The sequence below is a fragment of the Pseudoprimorskyibacter insulae genome, assembly GCF_900302505.1.
GTDB classification, from domain to species: Bacteria; Pseudomonadota; Alphaproteobacteria; order Rhodobacterales; family Rhodobacteraceae; genus Pseudoprimorskyibacter; species Pseudoprimorskyibacter insulae.
This window is the reverse complement of record NZ_OMOJ01000001.1, coordinates 528,138-542,246: the sequence shown is the minus strand read 5'-3', so window position 1 is coordinate 542,246 and position 14,109 is coordinate 528,138. Positions and strand designations below refer to the sequence as shown.

Genomic DNA, 14,109 nt, shown 5'->3' with positions numbered 1-14,109 from the left:
CCCCTCGCCCCATTTCTCGGCGTGTGCTTCGCGACTTCATGGTCAGCCATGTGGCTGAAAATATTTCGTAAGACTGGTCAGGTATCCGGCTGCTCGGATGCTGCAATTGATGAAAAGAAGAATAACAAATGGCACATATCGCCCACCTCCCAGAGGACGATGCGCTGGCTGCCGACTACGCGCTTGGTCTTCTACCCAACGACAAACGCCGTGATGTTGACGGCCGCATGATCTCAGACGCTGAATTTCGGACCCGTGTGTTCCGATGGCACGCCCGCTTTACGCAAATGGGCGAAGGTCTGGCAGATCTCGGCACGCCCGACTGGATCAAGGCCTCGGCCATTTCGACGATTGTCCCCACCCCCGAACCGCAGCGCTATGGCGTGCGGGGCTGGCGTGCGGCGCTTGCCGGGCTGGCCGTAACCGGCGTTGCCAGCCTTCTGGTCGCCACCGCGATGCACTGACGGCGTAAGGGCTGTCAAAAGACAAGGCGGAACAAGCTTGCGCATTGCCGCGCGGGCGGGAATTGTGGCCCTTGATCGGAGGACCGCATGACAACTGGCGCCCGCCCCATCGGACCACTGCCAGATGCGCTGTGGCCCGCCGAAATCGATGATCTGCGCGACGGTTATGCCGGTGCGCTGAATGTCTATCGCACAATGGCAAACCACCCAGCGCTGACCCGCGCTTGGGCCAATTTGCGCCAGCATGTGGTCAAGGACACCTCGCTTGGGCTGGAACGGTCCGAGGTGGTGATCTTGCGAACCGGCGTGCGGCTTGAGTCAGACTATGAATGGGCGCATCACGTCAGTCGTGCCCGCGCTTTGGGCTTTTCCGACGCGCGCATCCGTGCCATTCGCGGCACGCCCGAGGGCGAAGACGGGCTATTGGTGCGGGGCGTGGATGCCATGTTCGACCAGCACCAAATGCCCCTCGCGCTTGAGGCCGAGTTGCGGGACGCCATTGGCACCCACGGCGTCTTCGACCTGATTGCAACGGTTGGGTTTTACAGCGTTCTGGGCACGATCCTGAAAACCTATGACGTGCCGATCGACGACGCGATTGTCGCTGAGTTACAGGCCGCGCCGATAGATCAGGCCTGAACCGCGGCCACGGCTTTTTCGGCCATCGCCAAGATCGCCTCGCGGGTCTGGGCGACCGCGATGAACCGGGCGTTGTGGCAGAACTTTGCGCCCGCAACGCCGCTCGCCGCTTCAAGATCGGCGTCGGTCAAACCGGCCCAAGCCTCGGGCAGATCGGCGCGGCTTTCGAAGGTATCGCCGCTTTTGCGGATCGTGGTCAGCGCCCAATCCCCATCGCGGGGATGGACGACGAACAGCATGTGATCGGCCCCCGCCTTCTCAATCGCCGCGCGAAAGGGCATGCCCTGCGGCAGCTCCAACACGGGCGACGCGCCGGCGGCGGCAATGGCTTCGGTCACTAGGGCATCGGCCCGGCGCTTGGCGGCCTTCACCTTCACCGACGCCTCAACAAAGGCGCGGGCGACGGTCAGCGCATCCCTGAAGGCGCGATCATCGGCATCGGGCGCGCGTTCATCAAACACCGGCTTCAGCGTTTCAAGCAGCACCGGCAGGGTCATCCCAGCCAAAGCGCCCGCCTCAGCCGGGGCAAGTGCGCCATTGTCCATCAGGTCAATCGGCAGAACAAAGCCCTGATCGAAATTGCTGTGAATGCTTTCGATATCTGCATCCGGCACATCCATGGCCCGCAGATAATCGCGGCCAAAGTGACGCCAGATCAGCCCGAAGGAACTGTAGGGCTGGCCATCCTCGCGGAGCGGGTTTGGCCGTTGATGATGGTCAAAGATCCCCGCCTCAGCGTCATAGCTACGGCCCACGTCGTAGATGATCTTGCCCGCGCCCGGCGTCGTCCAGCCCGCATCGCGCGTGCGGAGCAATTCGGCCCCCGGAAACAAGCGCGTCAGGATGACCGAGGACAGAAGTTCATCGGCATGAAATCCGCCGGAATGGGTGACAAGATGGGTGATGGTCATCGAAGGCTCCGGGCCGCTGGAAAGAAGAAGGGCGACCCAAGGCCGCCCAAACCGTCAGATTGTGATGCGCGTGCCGCTTAGTGCGTCCAAGGGCTGCGGCGGTCGTTGGCAAAGTTTTCGGCATAGCCGCGCTGGCGGATGTTCGGCTTGCGCTTGTTCGGCTCGGTCACGACGGCGTCAATGCCGTGTGCCTTGGCGTAGTCCTGTGCGGCCTCTTTGCTGTCGAAACGCATGCGCACCTGGCTTTGGGTGTCTGCGCTTGAGGTCCAGCCCATCAGCGGGTCGATGCTGCGCGCGTCGGCTTGCGCGTATTCCAGAACCCAATGCTTGGTTTTTGCCGTCCCCGAGGACATGGCGGTTTTCGCAGGCTGATAAATCCGTGCACGCATGGCTGAAACTCCTTGGCTTGAGCGGGTTATCGACCATTTGCGCGGCGCAGGCAAGACGCCAGTCGGCGTGATTTGTCACATCCCACCGCGCTTTTGCTGACAAAACCTGGCAGGGGACGGGGTTGCATCGGACCAAAATAGGAACAAATGTAACGCACAAGTCCCGGAGGCCCGAATGCCCTACACCCATTCCGACAAATCAGACGTCATCCTGCACGCCCCAGCCCCGGACGTGAAGACCCGCGAAAAGCTGGAAGGCGGGATTCGGTTCCGTATGCAGACCGAATTTGAACCGGCAGGCGATCAGCCGACGGCGATTGCGGAATTGTCGTCCGGCGTGCTGGAGGGTGAGCACGATCAGGTGCTGCTGGGTGCGACGGGCACGGGCAAGACCTTCACCATGGCCAAGATCATCGAGGAAACGCAGCGCCCGGCGATCATCCTTGCGCCCAACAAGACCTTGGCCGCGCAATTGTACGGCGAATTCAAAGGCTTCTTCCCCGACAACGCGGTAGAATACTTCGTATCCTATTACGACTATTACCAACCCGAAGCCTATGTGCCGCGCAGCGACACCTACATTGAGAAAGAAAGCCAGATCAACGAACAGATCGACCGCATGCGCCACTCGGCCACGCGGGCCCTGCTCGAACGGGACGATGTGATTATCGTCGCCTCGGTGTCGTGCATCTACGGTATCGGGTCGGTCGAAACCTACGGCGCGATGACGCAGGATTTGCATGTGGGCAAAGACTACGACCAACGCAAAGTCATCGCCGATCTGGTGGCCCAGCAATACCGCCGCAACGATCAGGGCTTTCAGCGCGGCGCTTTCCGCGTGCGCGGTGACAGTCTGGAGATTTGGCCCGCCCACCTAGAAGACCGGGCCTGGAAGCTGTCCTTCTTTGGCGAGGAATTGGAGGCGATCACCGAATTTGACCCACTGACCGGGCAAAAGACCGACTCGTTTGAACGCATCCGCATCTACGCCAACAGCCACTATGTGACGCCCAAGCCGACCATGCAGCAGGCCGTGATCGGGATCAAAAAGGAACTGCGCCAGCGCTTGGATCAATTGGTTGGCGAAAGCAAACTTCTTGAAGCGCAGCGGCTGGAGCAGCGCACAAACTTCGACCTTGAAATGCTTGAGGCGACGGGCGTTTGCAACGGGATTGAGAACTATTCGCGCTATTTGACGGGCCGCGCTCCGGGTGAACCACCCCCCACCCTGTTCGAATTCATTCCCGACAACGCGATTGTCTTTGCCGATGAAAGCCATGTGTCCGTGCCGCAGATCGGCGCGATGTACAAAGGCGACTTCCGGCGCAAGATGACGCTGGCCGAGCACGGGTTCCGCCTGCCGTCCTGTATGGACAACCGCCCGCTGAAGTTCGAGGAATGGGACGCCATGCGCCCGCAATCGGTCTTTGTGTCGGCCACCCCCGCCGCGTGGGAGCTGGAACAATCCGGCGGCGTCTTTGCAGAACAGGTCATTCGCCCCACTGGCCTTCTGGACCCTGTGATTGAAATCCGTCCGGTGGACACGCAGGTCGATGACCTGCTGGACGAAATTCGCAAAGTCACCGCCGATGGTTACCGCGTGCTGTGCACGACGCTGACCAAGCGCATGGCCGAGGATCTGACCGAATACCTGCATGAACAGGGCATCAAGGTCCGGTACATGCATTCGGACATCGACACGATTGAACGGATCGAAATCCTGCGCGATCTGCGGCTTGGGGCCTTTGATGTGCTGATCGGGATCAACCTGTTGCGCGAAGGTCTGGATATTCCTGAATGCGGGCTTGTGGCCATTCTGGACGCGGATAAGGAAGGCTTCTTGCGCTCCGAAACATCGCTCGTCCAGACGATTGGCCGCGCGGCACGGAACGCCGAAGGCCGCGTCATCATGTATGCCGACCGCGTCACCGGCAGCATGGAGCGCGCGATTGGCGAAACCAACCGCCGCCGCGAAAAGCAAATGGCCTATAACCTTGAACACGGGATCACCCCGGCGACGGTCAAGAAGAACGTCGATGACATTCTGGCCGGTCTGTACAAGGGCGATGTGGATATGAACCGCGTCACCGCCACGATTGATCCCAAGGCGCAAGGGTCCAACCTTAAGGCGGTGTTGGAAGGGCTGCGCAATGACATGCGCAAAGCCGCCGAGAACCTTGAGTTCGAAGAGGCCGCCCGCCTGCGGGATGAGGTCAAGCGACTGGAGGCGGTCGATCTGGCAGTGTCAGACGACCCATTGGCCCGCCAATCCGCAGTTGAGGCCGCGTCTGAGGCTGCGGTCAAATCGCGAGGCCGGTCCACTGCGGGCCGCCCCGGCCAGCGCGGCGGGAATGTGAAACGCCGAGGGCGCTAGGCGCAAATCAAACACATTGACCAAATTGGAAGGCCGCCCAACCGGGCGGCTTTTGCATTTCGACACTTTAGATTTACGTGACCCCCAAAGGTATATTTAAGATTTTCCAAATATTAATTTTTTGCACTAAAGTAGTGCACTCAAAGTCGCCCCACAAAACCCCTTTAAAATGACACCTTTTGAACGGAAAGAAGCGTCAAGTCATGAAATCGGCAATATCCCGACGAAACCAACCCAAACTCCACCTTCCAATTATCAAAATAAAAGAGTCCTTCTCCGCCTTCTATGGACATCACGGCAACATACCAGACCTACAATGGCGCCCTGCTGGCAGTGAACCTGTTCAGCAGCGCGACCACTATTTTCCTGGGCCAGTTCTCTTCGAAGGTGACAAGCACGCTCAGCGATGCCAGCGGAATGATGTACGTGGGCGAAACCGTCACGCTGGCCGGGCAAAGCTATACGATGGTTGGGTCAGGCACGGCACAGCCGGGGATCAACGTGCTGGGTCTGACGGTTCCAACAGGGTTCGCGCGCGATCTGGTCTTGCTTGAAAATGACACAACCGGCGATCTGGTCTTCGTCTATCCAGACGGCGCGCCAAGCGCGACAGGGATGATCGCCCTGGTCGTGAACTTGGATCCGGTCGGCTATAATGTCGGGACTTTGGCACCGCTGTGCTTTGCCAAAGGCACACATATCCTGACATCCGAAGGCCCGCGCCCGGTTCAAACCCTTGCGCCATGGGACACCGTCATCGATTGGTTCGGCGAGGCGCACCCGGTGTTGAACCTCTGCCACTGCACCCTGTCGGCGGATCGCGCCAAGGCCACCGGGCAAGCCCCTGTCAAAGTCGTCCGCGATGCAATCGCGCCGGGGGTTCCATATCGGTCGGTTATGTTATCGCCGAACCACAACATCTTTTTGACCAACCCGATGCCGGGCCGGTTGGTGCCGATCAAATCTTTGATCGATGGTGAAAAGGTGAAATCGCCCGATTTGACGGCCCCCATCGATTATTACCACCTTGTGCTGCCGGTCCATGCGGTGCTGGTGGCCAATGGCCTGCCTGCCGAAAGCCTGCTGATCAACGACCAAACACTGGCCAAGCTGCCGCCGGGTTTGCTGACGCGCCTTGACCGTTTACAAGGCCGCGTTCCCCATTTCCCGCTACACGGAATGCGCCCCGCCGCCCGCATTCTGACCCGCCGCGAGGTCGAAGAGACCGCCTTGTGGCTATAAGCCATCTAAAACTTTCCTTACGTAAGCCGTTTTGCCAAGAGATTGGCAACGGAGAAGCGCATGTCTCAGACCGGATTTCAGCCGCTGTATCAGCTTATGTACACAAGCCTTGCGGTACATGGCTTTGGCACCCGTCAGATGCGTGCGATGCTGCCTCATATCCGCTCCAATAACCTCAAGCATGACCTGTCGGGCATGCTTCTGTTCGCGGATGGTGAATTTTTCCAAGTGCTGGAAGGGCCAAGAAACGCAGTGAAGGCCGTCTTTGCCGCGATTGAGCTGGACGAACGTCACAGCTGCATCACCGTTCTGCGCGAAGGCATCATTGCCCGACGCGCCTTTACGGATTGGAGCATGGGTTTCGCCGAGATCTCGCCCGAGGATCTAAGCGGGGTCGACGGAATGAATGACTTTTATTTGGGCGGTACATGCTATTCCGAAATGAAACCGGGGTGGGAAAAAGTCATGATCACCTCGTTCATGCGGGGCAAATGGCCCGGCCTGAGCGAAAAAGCTGACGCAACGTCCGGTATTCCTGACTGACCCAACGTCGTTTTCAGCATTAAACCAGACACATAAGGCGGCGCCCTGTCGGGTTTACCCCTCCGCCTTTTGGTCCGACCATCCCCCGGACCAATCTCCCCGTACCGGACCCTTAGGGCCGGATTGCCCCCGCTTCGGCGGGGGCATTTTTTCGCCGAAGGGAACCATTTCGCGACAAAGGCGTTGGACTTGCAAGCATCACGACGCACCCAAATCGGAGAGTTTCCCATGGAATACGGTCTTTTCGGCCTGCTTATTCTGGCCTTGGATTTATACGCAATTTACCAAACGCTCACCTCGCCTGCCTCGACGGCGGCCAAGATCGTCTGGACACTGGCCATTCTGTTGTTGCCGGTCGTCGGCCTGATCGCATGGCTGATTTTCGGCCCGCGCGGCGCGGCGCGGACGGTTTAACCCAAGCCAATTGTACCCTGTCTGGCCGCCCCAATGTGGGCGGTCAATTTCGCCTTGGGCTGATGGCTCTGGGTCACATCCGCGTCATCCCTGCGCGGTATTCCGCCCAGCGGATTGAATTTTGTGGTATTCCACGCAAAGTAACGATGCTGCACGCTGTTTACTGACCGAGGATTCGATGATTACCCGACGCAATTTGCTGGCCACTTCGCTGGCCGCGACCGCCTTCCCCACCCTGTCGCATGCTTTTGAGGTCGATCCGATGTTTCGCCCGCAGAAAGTGCGGATGAAAGCCGATGTCGCGCCGGGACAGATCTTGGTTCTGCCGCGCGCGCATTTCCTATACTGGGTCACCGGCCCCGGCGAGGCTATGCGCTATGGCGTTGGCTTTGGCAAAGCGGGGCAAGCCATTAGCGGTGAATTCTATGTTGGCGGCAAACGCGAATGGCCGACCTGGCGCCCGACCGACGCGATGATTGAGCGGGACCCGGGTGCATATGGTAAGTTCATCGACAACGATTACGTTCAGCCCGGCGGCCCGGACAACCCGCTTGGGGCGCGTGCGCTCTATCTGTTCCGCGATGGGCGCTACACCTATAACGCGATCCACGGCACGACCTCGCCGCAGTCGATCGGCCATTCGGTTTCGAACGGGTGCGTGCGCATGATCAATGACCATGTGATAGACCTTTATCCGCGCGTTCCTGTCGGCACCAAGGTTACGGTTCTGTAAGACCCGTGCCCGCCTTTGATCTGATCGTTCTGGGGGCTGGCCCGGCTGGTAGCACCGCAGCTTTTGTTGCGGCGTCAAAGGGTCTGTCGGTGGCTTTGGTCGATAAGGCCAAGTTTCCGCGCGATAAATTATGCGGTGGCGGGTTCACGGGCCGTTCGACAAAATACTTCCGTGACGCCTTTGGGCAAGACGCACCAGATGTGCCAATGCGCCGGTTTCATCGCGTGTCCTTCCACGCCTTCGGGCAGAAACTTGGCACCTATGACGATATCCCGCCGCTGGATCTTCTGATGCGAACGGATCTGGATGCCGCCTTGGTGCAATTGGCCAAGGACGCCGGGGCCGCGTGCTATCTGGGCACCGCGCCGCAGGTGCAATCGCTGGATGCGCCCTGCGTGCGCGTGGGCGCCCAAACCCTGACCGCGCCCATCCTGATTGCCGCTGATGGGGCCAATAGCCAGACCGCGAAGGCCCTGTTTGGCGATGCGTTTGACCGCGATCAGATCGGTTTCGCGCTGGAATTGGAATATCCCGGCAACCACCCCGACGCCGAACTGCGGATTGACTTTGGCGCGGCGGATTGGGGCTATGGCTGGCACTTCCCCAAACAAGGCTCGATCACCGTGGGCGTGGGCGGCGTGATGCGCCGGAACCCCGACATGAAGGCGCATATGGCCCGTTATATGGACGATCTTGGCCTGAAAACAGGGGCAAAGGTCAAAGGGCAATTCCTACCGTTCGGCGGCTTCCGCGCCATGCCGGGCAAGGGGCGCGTTCTGCTGGCCGGGGATGCGGCTGGGCTTGTCGATCCGATCACCGGCGAAGGCATCGCTTTTGCCATTCGCAGCGGGCATATGGCGGCAAATGCCGTGATTGAGGCCGCGCATGAACCCGACCGCGCCTTGCGCCTCTATAAGCATGCGTTACGCCCCATTCACCGGGCCATCCGGCAGGCGCGCATGATCCGGCCGATTCTGTTCCTGCCGCAGTTTCAAGCGACGTTCATCAACAGGTTCCGCGCATCCCGCACGTTGCGCCGCGAATACCTGTATCTTTTGGCCGGTGAGCGCGAGTACGGAGAGATCACGCTGGCCCTTCTGGGACGTCTGCCAAGCTATTTTCTGCCAAGATCGCGCCAAAAGGCAGCCTCCTGACACCTCTGAGCCACATTCGCGCCCAATTCTCCCGTTTATATTTCATTAAACCTACGGTAGTATTCGTAAGGGAAGGAACGGATTATGGCGGCAATGGCTTTTATCTTCAGCAGCATCATCGGATTTATCGCCGCTATCGTCAGCAAATTCGCGCTGGACTATTCCACTCTGTCCGCCTTCGGCATCTACATGGGGCTTAGCGTTCTGTTGGCCATGATGATGATCGCCAAACGCGCATCCGGCCCGCATGGCCCCGCTGCCGCATCCGCAACCATGCGCGCGCCCGCCCCGGCCTTCACTCGCGCGGCCTAAATCCGGCGCTACTGCCCGGCTTTCTCAATCAAAGCTTCGACTGATGGGCCAATGGCCTCAACGATGCGCGTGACGCCCGCGCCATTGGGATGGATACCGTCGGCCTGCAAATAGGCCCCAAGATCCGCCAAATCGCCGCCTTCCGGCGCCAACCCGTCTAAGAAGCTCTCGAATAGCAAGGCGTCATAGGTGGCTGCCAAGTCTGGATAGATCGCCTCAAAGGTCGATTTATATTCGGCCCCATAGTTCCCCGGCACGTCGATCCCGACCAGCAGAACCTCAACCCCGCGCGTCTGCGCCTCGGTCATAATGCCATCCAGATTGGCCCGCGCCACCTCAGGCGCGATGCCGCGCAGCACGTCATTGCCGCCAAGCGCGACGATAATCGCATCAATGTCATCGCTCAGCGACCAGGCAATCCGGGCAAACCCGCCCGCCGTGGTATCGCCTGAAACGCCGCCATTGACGACCCGCACGTCATGGCCGCGCCCTGCCAGCCAGCCGCGCAATTGCGGCACGAACCCTTCTTGTTCGATCAAGCCGTAACCTTGTGTCAGACTGTCCCCGAAGGCCAGAATATCCACCCGTTCGTCCGCCACAGCCGGGGCCGCCAAAATCATCAGCGCCGCAAGGTTGTTCGTCAGGGCACGCGCCCCATATGTGAAACAGCGAAACATAATTGGAAGTCCTTTGATGCCTGCCCCATTGCTTGCCCTAGAAGATGTGACTTTACGCCTGAGAGGCAATGCCGGAATGGTCGAAATCCTGCACGGAATTTCGTTAAACGTCACCGCAGGGGAAACGCTGGGGCTGGTTGGCCCGTCCGGGTCGGGCAAATCATCGCTTCTGATGGTCATGGGCGGGCTAGAGCGGGCAACCTCGGGCAAGGTTTTGGCCTTGGGGCAGGATCTGACCCATATGAACGAAGACCAGCTTGCCCTGTTTCGCCGCGACCATATGGGCGTTGTGTTTCAATCCTTCCACCTGATCCCCACGATGACCGCCTTGGAGAACGTCGCCACGCCGTTGGAACTTGCCGGGGTAAAAGACGCCTTTGACCGCGCCGAGGCCGAGCTTGAGGCCGTGGGACTGGGCCACCGCGCCGGCCATTACCCGGCGCAGATGTCGGGGGGCGAACAACAGCGCGTCGCCCTGGCCCGCGCCGCCGTAACCCGCCCCAAGATCCTTTTGGCGGATGAACCTACGGGCAACCTTGATGGCGCAAATGGCGCGGCGATCATCGACTTGTTGTTCGGATTGCGCGACCGGCACGGCGCGACCTTGATCCTTGTGACCCACGCACCCGATCTTGCCGCGCGATGCGACCGCACGATCCGCCTGCACGATGGCCGGATCGCCCAAACCGCCGAGGCCGCGGAATGAGCCTGCGGACCGCCGCACGCTTTGCCCACCGCGAATTGCGCGGGGGGCTGGCCGGGTTTCGCATTCTGGTTGCCTGCCTTGCCCTTGGAGTGGCCGCGATTGCCGGGGTCGGATCGGTGCGATCGTCGATTGAGGCCGGGCTGACCGATCAGGGCGCTGTGCTGCTTGGCGGCGATGCCGAGGCGCGGTTCACCTATCGCTTTGCCAATGCCGATGAGCGGGCATGGTTAACGGACACCGGCACCGCCCTGTCCGAAGTGACCGATTTCCGGTCCATGGCGGTTGTCACGCGCGGCGATCAAACCGAACGCGCGCTGACGCAGGTGAAATCCGTCGATGATGCCTATCCTTTGCTTGGTCAGGTCACGCTTGACCCCGCGATGTCGATCAAGGCCGCGTTGGCGGGCCAAGGCGCGGTTATGGCCCCCGTACTGGCCGACCGTCTGGGCCTTACCGTCGGCGATGAATTTAAGCTTGGGGATCAGGTCTTTACCCTGACCGCCCGCCTTGTGACCGAACCCGACAGCGCCACGGGGGGCTTTGGCCTTGGCCCGCGCACCATTGTGCGGACAGATGCGCTGGCCGCATCCGGCCTGCTGCAACCCGGCACCCTTTTTGAGACGAATTACCGCCTGCTTTTGCCCAGCGGCAGCGATCTTGATGCCCTGGACGCCGAGGCCGAGACCCGGTTCCGCGATACCGGCATGCGCTGGCGCGACGCCCGCAACGGCGCCCCCGGCATTGCCCGGTTTGTCGACCGTTTGGGCGCATTTCTAGTGTTGGTTGGTCTGTCCGGTCTGGCCGTTGGCGGCATTGGTGTGTCCTCCGCCGTTCGCGCCTATCTGGCCCGCAAGACCCATGTCATCGCCACGCTGCGCACGCTTGGGGCAACGCGGGCGACGATCTTTCAAACCTATTTCCTTCAGATCGGCGCCCTCAGCCTGCTTGGCATTGGCATCGGGCTGATCCTTGGGGCTTTGGTGCCGATCCTGTTTGCGCCGCTGATCATTCAGGCCCTGCCCGTTCCGACCATCATCGCCCTGCACCCCGGCGCACTGGCCGAGGCTGCGCTCTACGGCATCCTGACCGCGCTTTTGTTCACCCTCTGGCCGCTGGCCCGCGCCGAAGAGGTCCGGGCCGCCACCCTGTTCCGCGATGCGCTGGATGGGGCCAAGGCCCTGCCCGCACGGGGATATCTGCTTTGGACGCTTGGTTTGCTGGCCCTGCTGCTGGCCGTCGCCACGGTATTTTCCGGCAACCCGCGCCTGACACTTTGGACGGCGGGCGGCATGCTTGGATCGCTTGTCCTTCTGTCCCTTGCCGCGCTGGCGGTGCATTGGCTGGCGGGCAAGGGCATGCGCCTGACCAAAGGCCGCCCCGCCCTGCGTTGGGCGCTTGGCGCGATATCCGGCCCGCGCGATGCGGCGATGTCTGTGGTGTTGTCGCTGGGTCTGGGACTGGCCGTTCTGGCCGCGATTGGCCAGATCGACGGCAATCTGCGCAACGCCATCGCGGGCGACCTGCCCGAGGTTGCGCCCTCTTACTTCTTTGTCGATATCCAAAAAGACCAGATGCCCGGCTTCATGGACCGCCTGAACAGCGATCCGGCCGTATCCCGCGTCGAAAGCGCCCCGATGCTGCGCGGCATCATCACCCGCATCAACGGCATTCCAGCGACCGAGGCCGTGGGCGAACACTGGGTTCTGCGCGGCGATCGCGGCGTGACCTATTCCGCCACCCCGACCGAACGGACGACGATCACCCGAGGCACTTGGTGGCCCGAAGATTACACCGGAGCGCCGCAAGTGTCCTTCGCTGCCGAAGAAGGCACGGAAATGGGCCTGAAACTGGGGGATGAACTAACCGTCAACATTCTGGGCCGCGACATCACCGCGACCATCACCTCTTTCCGCGAGGTGGATTTTTCCACCGCCGGGATCGGCTTTGTCATGTCGATGAACCCCGCCGCCCTGTCGGGTGCGCCGCATAGCTTTATCTCAACCGTCTATGCTGACCGCAGCGCCGAGGCGACGATCCTGCGCGATCTGTCCAACGCCTATCCCAATATCACCGCCATCAGCGTGCGCGACGCCATCGATCAGGTCAGCCTGCTGCTGTCCGGCATTGCCGATGCCACCCGCTGGGGGGCCGCCGCCACTTTGATCACCGGCTTTCTGGTGCTGATCGGGACCGCCGCCGCGGGCGAGCGCAACCGGACGTTTGAGGCGGCCGTGCTGAAAACCCTTGGCGCCACGCGCCGCCGCATCCTGTTCAGCTTCGCGCTCCGCTCGGCCATCCTTGGCGCGGCGGCGGGGCTGGTGGCGCTGGCCGCAGGTGTTTTGGGCGGCTGGGCCGTGACCCACTACGTGATGGAGGCCGATTTCATCGTGATCTGGGCCTCGGCCATTGGGGTGGTTGCGGGCGGAATTCTGGCAAGCCTTTTGGCCGGTCTGGCCTTCGCTTGGCGTCCGCTGGCGGCACGCCCTGCCAGCATCTTGCGCAACCGCGACTAGGGCTGCTGCGAACAATTCGTCACCTTGCACTTGGCGTCGGGGGCTGGCATCCCAAACCCGACCGCCGATTCCACCGGAGCTGTTTCATTGACTGACCAATTGCCTATCCCGATCACCGCCCCGCTGACCGCATCGCAACGCGCAAGTCTGGTCAATCTGGTTCGCCGCGCCGCCAAAACCGAAATTCTGCCGCGTTTCCGCGCACTTTCGCCGTCGCAGATCGACACCAAGACCAGTGCGCAGGATCTGGTCACGGATGCCGACCGCGAGTCCGAGAAAATGATCGCGCGCGGTTTGCTGCGCATGTTCCCCAACGCGTTGATCATCGGCGAAGAGGACATCTCGGAAAACCCGGGCACGCTCGATAAAATCCCCGAGGCAGAACTGGCCTTCACCATTGATCCGGTGGACGGCACATGGAACTTTGCCAACGGCCTGAGCACCTTTGGCGTCATCATCTCAATGCTGCGTTTTGGCCGCCCAGTGTTTGGTCTGCTCTATGATCCGGTCAATGATGACTACATCATCGCCGATGAAACCAGCGATGCCGAACTGGTCCGCCCCGGCAAACCGCCGCGCAAACTGACCGTCGCCAAGGGCGGCCCGATTGGCGATCTCGGCGGCTATATCACGGTAGATCTTTTCCCCGAAGACAAGCGCAAGCCCTTGGCCGCGCTGCTGCCCGACTTTGCCCGCGCCATGTCGCTCCGCTGCGCCTGCCATGAGGCCCGCACCTTCGCCCAAGGCAATGTCGATTTCCTACTGGCCACCAAGCTGACCCCATGGGATCACGCCGCGGGCGTTCTGATCGCGCAACGCGCCGGCGCTCATGTCGCCCTGCTGGATGGTAGCGACTATACCGCCGCCGCCCCGCGCACAGATATCCTGCTGATGGCCCCCGACGCCGCCACATGGGGCCGCATCCGCGACCACCTTACCGATACGCTGAAATAACGAAAAGGGGCCCGCCAAGGCCCCTCTCTTCTTCTCTTTTCTAAGTACGCGGGGTGAATTGGCCGCAGGCCAAGAGGGGCAAAG

At 61.1% G+C, this 14,109-nt stretch carries 15 protein-coding genes; 12 read left to right on the top strand and 3 right to left on the bottom strand.

All coding sequences use genetic code 11. From position 1 onward, the window contains the following. Positions 1–128 precede the first annotated feature (128 nt). Positions 129–464, top strand: coding sequence for a hypothetical protein (locus PRI8871_RS02835; protein WP_108884659.1), 336 nt, complete (start codon positions 129–131; stop codon positions 462–464). An 87-nt stretch (positions 465–551) separates the two neighbouring features. Further along, the gene (locus PRI8871_RS02830) at positions 552–1,103 is read left to right on the top strand and encodes a carboxymuconolactone decarboxylase family protein (protein WP_108884658.1); all 552 of its coding nucleotides are present in this window, start codon (positions 552–554) and stop codon (positions 1,101–1,103) included. Here PRI8871_RS02830 and PRI8871_RS02825 read toward each other — a convergent pair. Beyond that, positions 1,094–2,014, bottom strand: a complete 921-nt coding sequence (locus tag PRI8871_RS02825) for an MYG1 family protein (RefSeq protein ID WP_108884657.1) — start codon at positions 2,012–2,014, stop codon at positions 1,094–1,096. The genes PRI8871_RS02830 and PRI8871_RS02825 overlap by 10 nt on opposite strands. A gap of 77 nt (positions 2,015–2,091) precedes the next feature. Then, the gene (locus PRI8871_RS02820; RefSeq protein WP_108884656.1) at positions 2,092–2,403 is read right to left on the bottom strand and encodes an ETC complex I subunit; all 312 of its coding nucleotides are present in this window, start codon (positions 2,401–2,403) and stop codon (positions 2,092–2,094) included. A gap of 175 nt (positions 2,404–2,578) precedes the next feature. Between PRI8871_RS02820 and uvrB the strand changes: the two genes are divergently transcribed. The 7 genes from uvrB to PRI8871_RS02785 all read left to right on the top strand — a co-directional run bounded on the left by uvrB (position 2,579) and on the right by PRI8871_RS02785 (position 9,175). After that, positions 2,579–4,777: an excinuclease ABC subunit UvrB gene (gene uvrB, locus PRI8871_RS02815; RefSeq protein ID WP_108884655.1), complete on the top strand. Its 2,199-nt coding sequence runs from the start codon at positions 2,579–2,581 to the stop codon at positions 4,775–4,777. Positions 4,778–5,062: 285 nt separating this feature from the next. Further along, a complete protein-coding gene (locus PRI8871_RS02810) occupies positions 5,063–6,019 on the top strand; it encodes a Hint domain-containing protein (protein WP_108884654.1) in 957 nt (318 codons plus the stop codon). Positions 6,020–6,079: 60 nt separating this feature from the next. After that, on the top strand, positions 6,080–6,562 hold the full coding sequence (locus PRI8871_RS02805; RefSeq protein ID WP_108884653.1) for a BLUF domain-containing protein: 483 nt from the start codon (positions 6,080–6,082) through the stop codon (positions 6,560–6,562). Between the two features lie 228 nt (positions 6,563–6,790). Beyond that, positions 6,791–6,976 carry a PLD nuclease N-terminal domain-containing protein gene (locus PRI8871_RS02800; protein WP_108884652.1) on the top strand — a complete coding sequence of 62 codons (186 nt, stop codon included), beginning with the start codon at positions 6,791–6,793 and terminating at the stop codon, positions 6,974–6,976. 178 nt (positions 6,977–7,154) lie between these two features. Then, positions 7,155–7,709, top strand: a complete 555-nt coding sequence (locus PRI8871_RS02795; RefSeq protein WP_108884651.1) for a L,D-transpeptidase — start codon at positions 7,155–7,157, stop codon at positions 7,707–7,709. A 5-nt stretch (positions 7,710–7,714) separates the two neighbouring features. Next, complete coding sequence (locus PRI8871_RS02790; protein WP_108884650.1) at positions 7,715–8,863, top strand: geranylgeranyl reductase family protein; 1,149 nt, start codon at positions 7,715–7,717, stop codon at positions 8,861–8,863. Between the two features lie 93 nt (positions 8,864–8,956). Beyond that, the gene (locus tag PRI8871_RS02785; protein WP_219928986.1) at positions 8,957–9,175 is read left to right on the top strand and encodes a hypothetical protein; all 219 of its coding nucleotides are present in this window, start codon (positions 8,957–8,959) and stop codon (positions 9,173–9,175) included. Positions 9,176–9,183: 8 nt separating this feature from the next. Here the strand turns inward: PRI8871_RS02785 and PRI8871_RS02780 are convergent, their stop codons facing one another. Beyond that, positions 9,184–9,852 (bottom strand): arylesterase, encoded by a 669-nt coding sequence (locus PRI8871_RS02780; protein ID WP_108884648.1) that lies wholly within the window; start codon positions 9,850–9,852, stop codon positions 9,184–9,186. 16 nt (positions 9,853–9,868) lie between these two features. Here PRI8871_RS02780 and PRI8871_RS02775 point away from each other — a divergent pair, with 16 nt between their 5' ends. From PRI8871_RS02775 to PRI8871_RS02765, 3 genes are all read left to right on the top strand, one after another. Further along, positions 9,869–10,558, top strand: coding sequence for an ABC transporter ATP-binding protein (locus PRI8871_RS02775; RefSeq protein WP_108884647.1), 690 nt, complete (start codon positions 9,869–9,871; stop codon positions 10,556–10,558). Continuing rightward, on the top strand, positions 10,555–13,071 hold the full coding sequence (locus PRI8871_RS02770; protein WP_108884646.1) for an ABC transporter permease: 2,517 nt from the start codon (positions 10,555–10,557) through the stop codon (positions 13,069–13,071). Before PRI8871_RS02775 ends, PRI8871_RS02770 begins: the two co-directional genes overlap by 4 nt. A gap of 87 nt (positions 13,072–13,158) precedes the next feature. Continuing rightward, positions 13,159–14,025, top strand: coding sequence for an inositol monophosphatase family protein (locus tag PRI8871_RS02765; protein ID WP_108884645.1), 867 nt, complete (start codon positions 13,159–13,161; stop codon positions 14,023–14,025). Positions 14,026–14,109: the final 84 nt, after the last annotated feature.

Bases quoted from the DNA above. Each gene is read 5' to 3' on its own strand.
- PRI8871_RS02835 (WP_108884659.1), top strand. From the start codon at position 129: ATGGCACATATCGCCCACCTCCCAGAGGACGATGCGCTGGCTGCCGAC.
- PRI8871_RS02830 (WP_108884658.1), top strand. From the start codon at position 552: ATGACAACTGGCGCCCGCCCCATCGGACCACTGCCAGATGCGCTGTGG.
- PRI8871_RS02825 (WP_108884657.1), bottom strand. From the start codon at position 2,014: ATGACCATCACCCATCTTGTCACCCATTCCGGCGGATTTCATGCCGAT.
- PRI8871_RS02820 (WP_108884656.1), bottom strand. From the start codon at position 2,403: ATGCGTGCACGGATTTATCAGCCTGCGAAAACCGCCATGTCCTCGGGG.
- uvrB (WP_108884655.1), top strand. From the start codon at position 2,579: ATGCCCTACACCCATTCCGACAAATCAGACGTCATCCTGCACGCCCCA.
- PRI8871_RS02810 (WP_108884654.1), top strand. From the start codon at position 5,063: ATGGACATCACGGCAACATACCAGACCTACAATGGCGCCCTGCTGGCA.
- PRI8871_RS02805 (WP_108884653.1), top strand. From the start codon at position 6,080: ATGTCTCAGACCGGATTTCAGCCGCTGTATCAGCTTATGTACACAAGC.
- PRI8871_RS02800 (WP_108884652.1), top strand. From the start codon at position 6,791: ATGGAATACGGTCTTTTCGGCCTGCTTATTCTGGCCTTGGATTTATAC.
- PRI8871_RS02795 (WP_108884651.1), top strand. From the start codon at position 7,155: ATGATTACCCGACGCAATTTGCTGGCCACTTCGCTGGCCGCGACCGCC.
- PRI8871_RS02785 (WP_219928986.1), top strand. From the start codon at position 8,957: ATGGCTTTTATCTTCAGCAGCATCATCGGATTTATCGCCGCTATCGTC.
- PRI8871_RS02780 (WP_108884648.1), bottom strand. From the start codon at position 9,852: ATGTTTCGCTGTTTCACATATGGGGCGCGTGCCCTGACGAACAACCTT.
- PRI8871_RS02775 (WP_108884647.1), top strand. From the start codon at position 9,869: ATGCCTGCCCCATTGCTTGCCCTAGAAGATGTGACTTTACGCCTGAGA.
- PRI8871_RS02770 (WP_108884646.1), top strand. From the start codon at position 10,555: ATGAGCCTGCGGACCGCCGCACGCTTTGCCCACCGCGAATTGCGCGGG.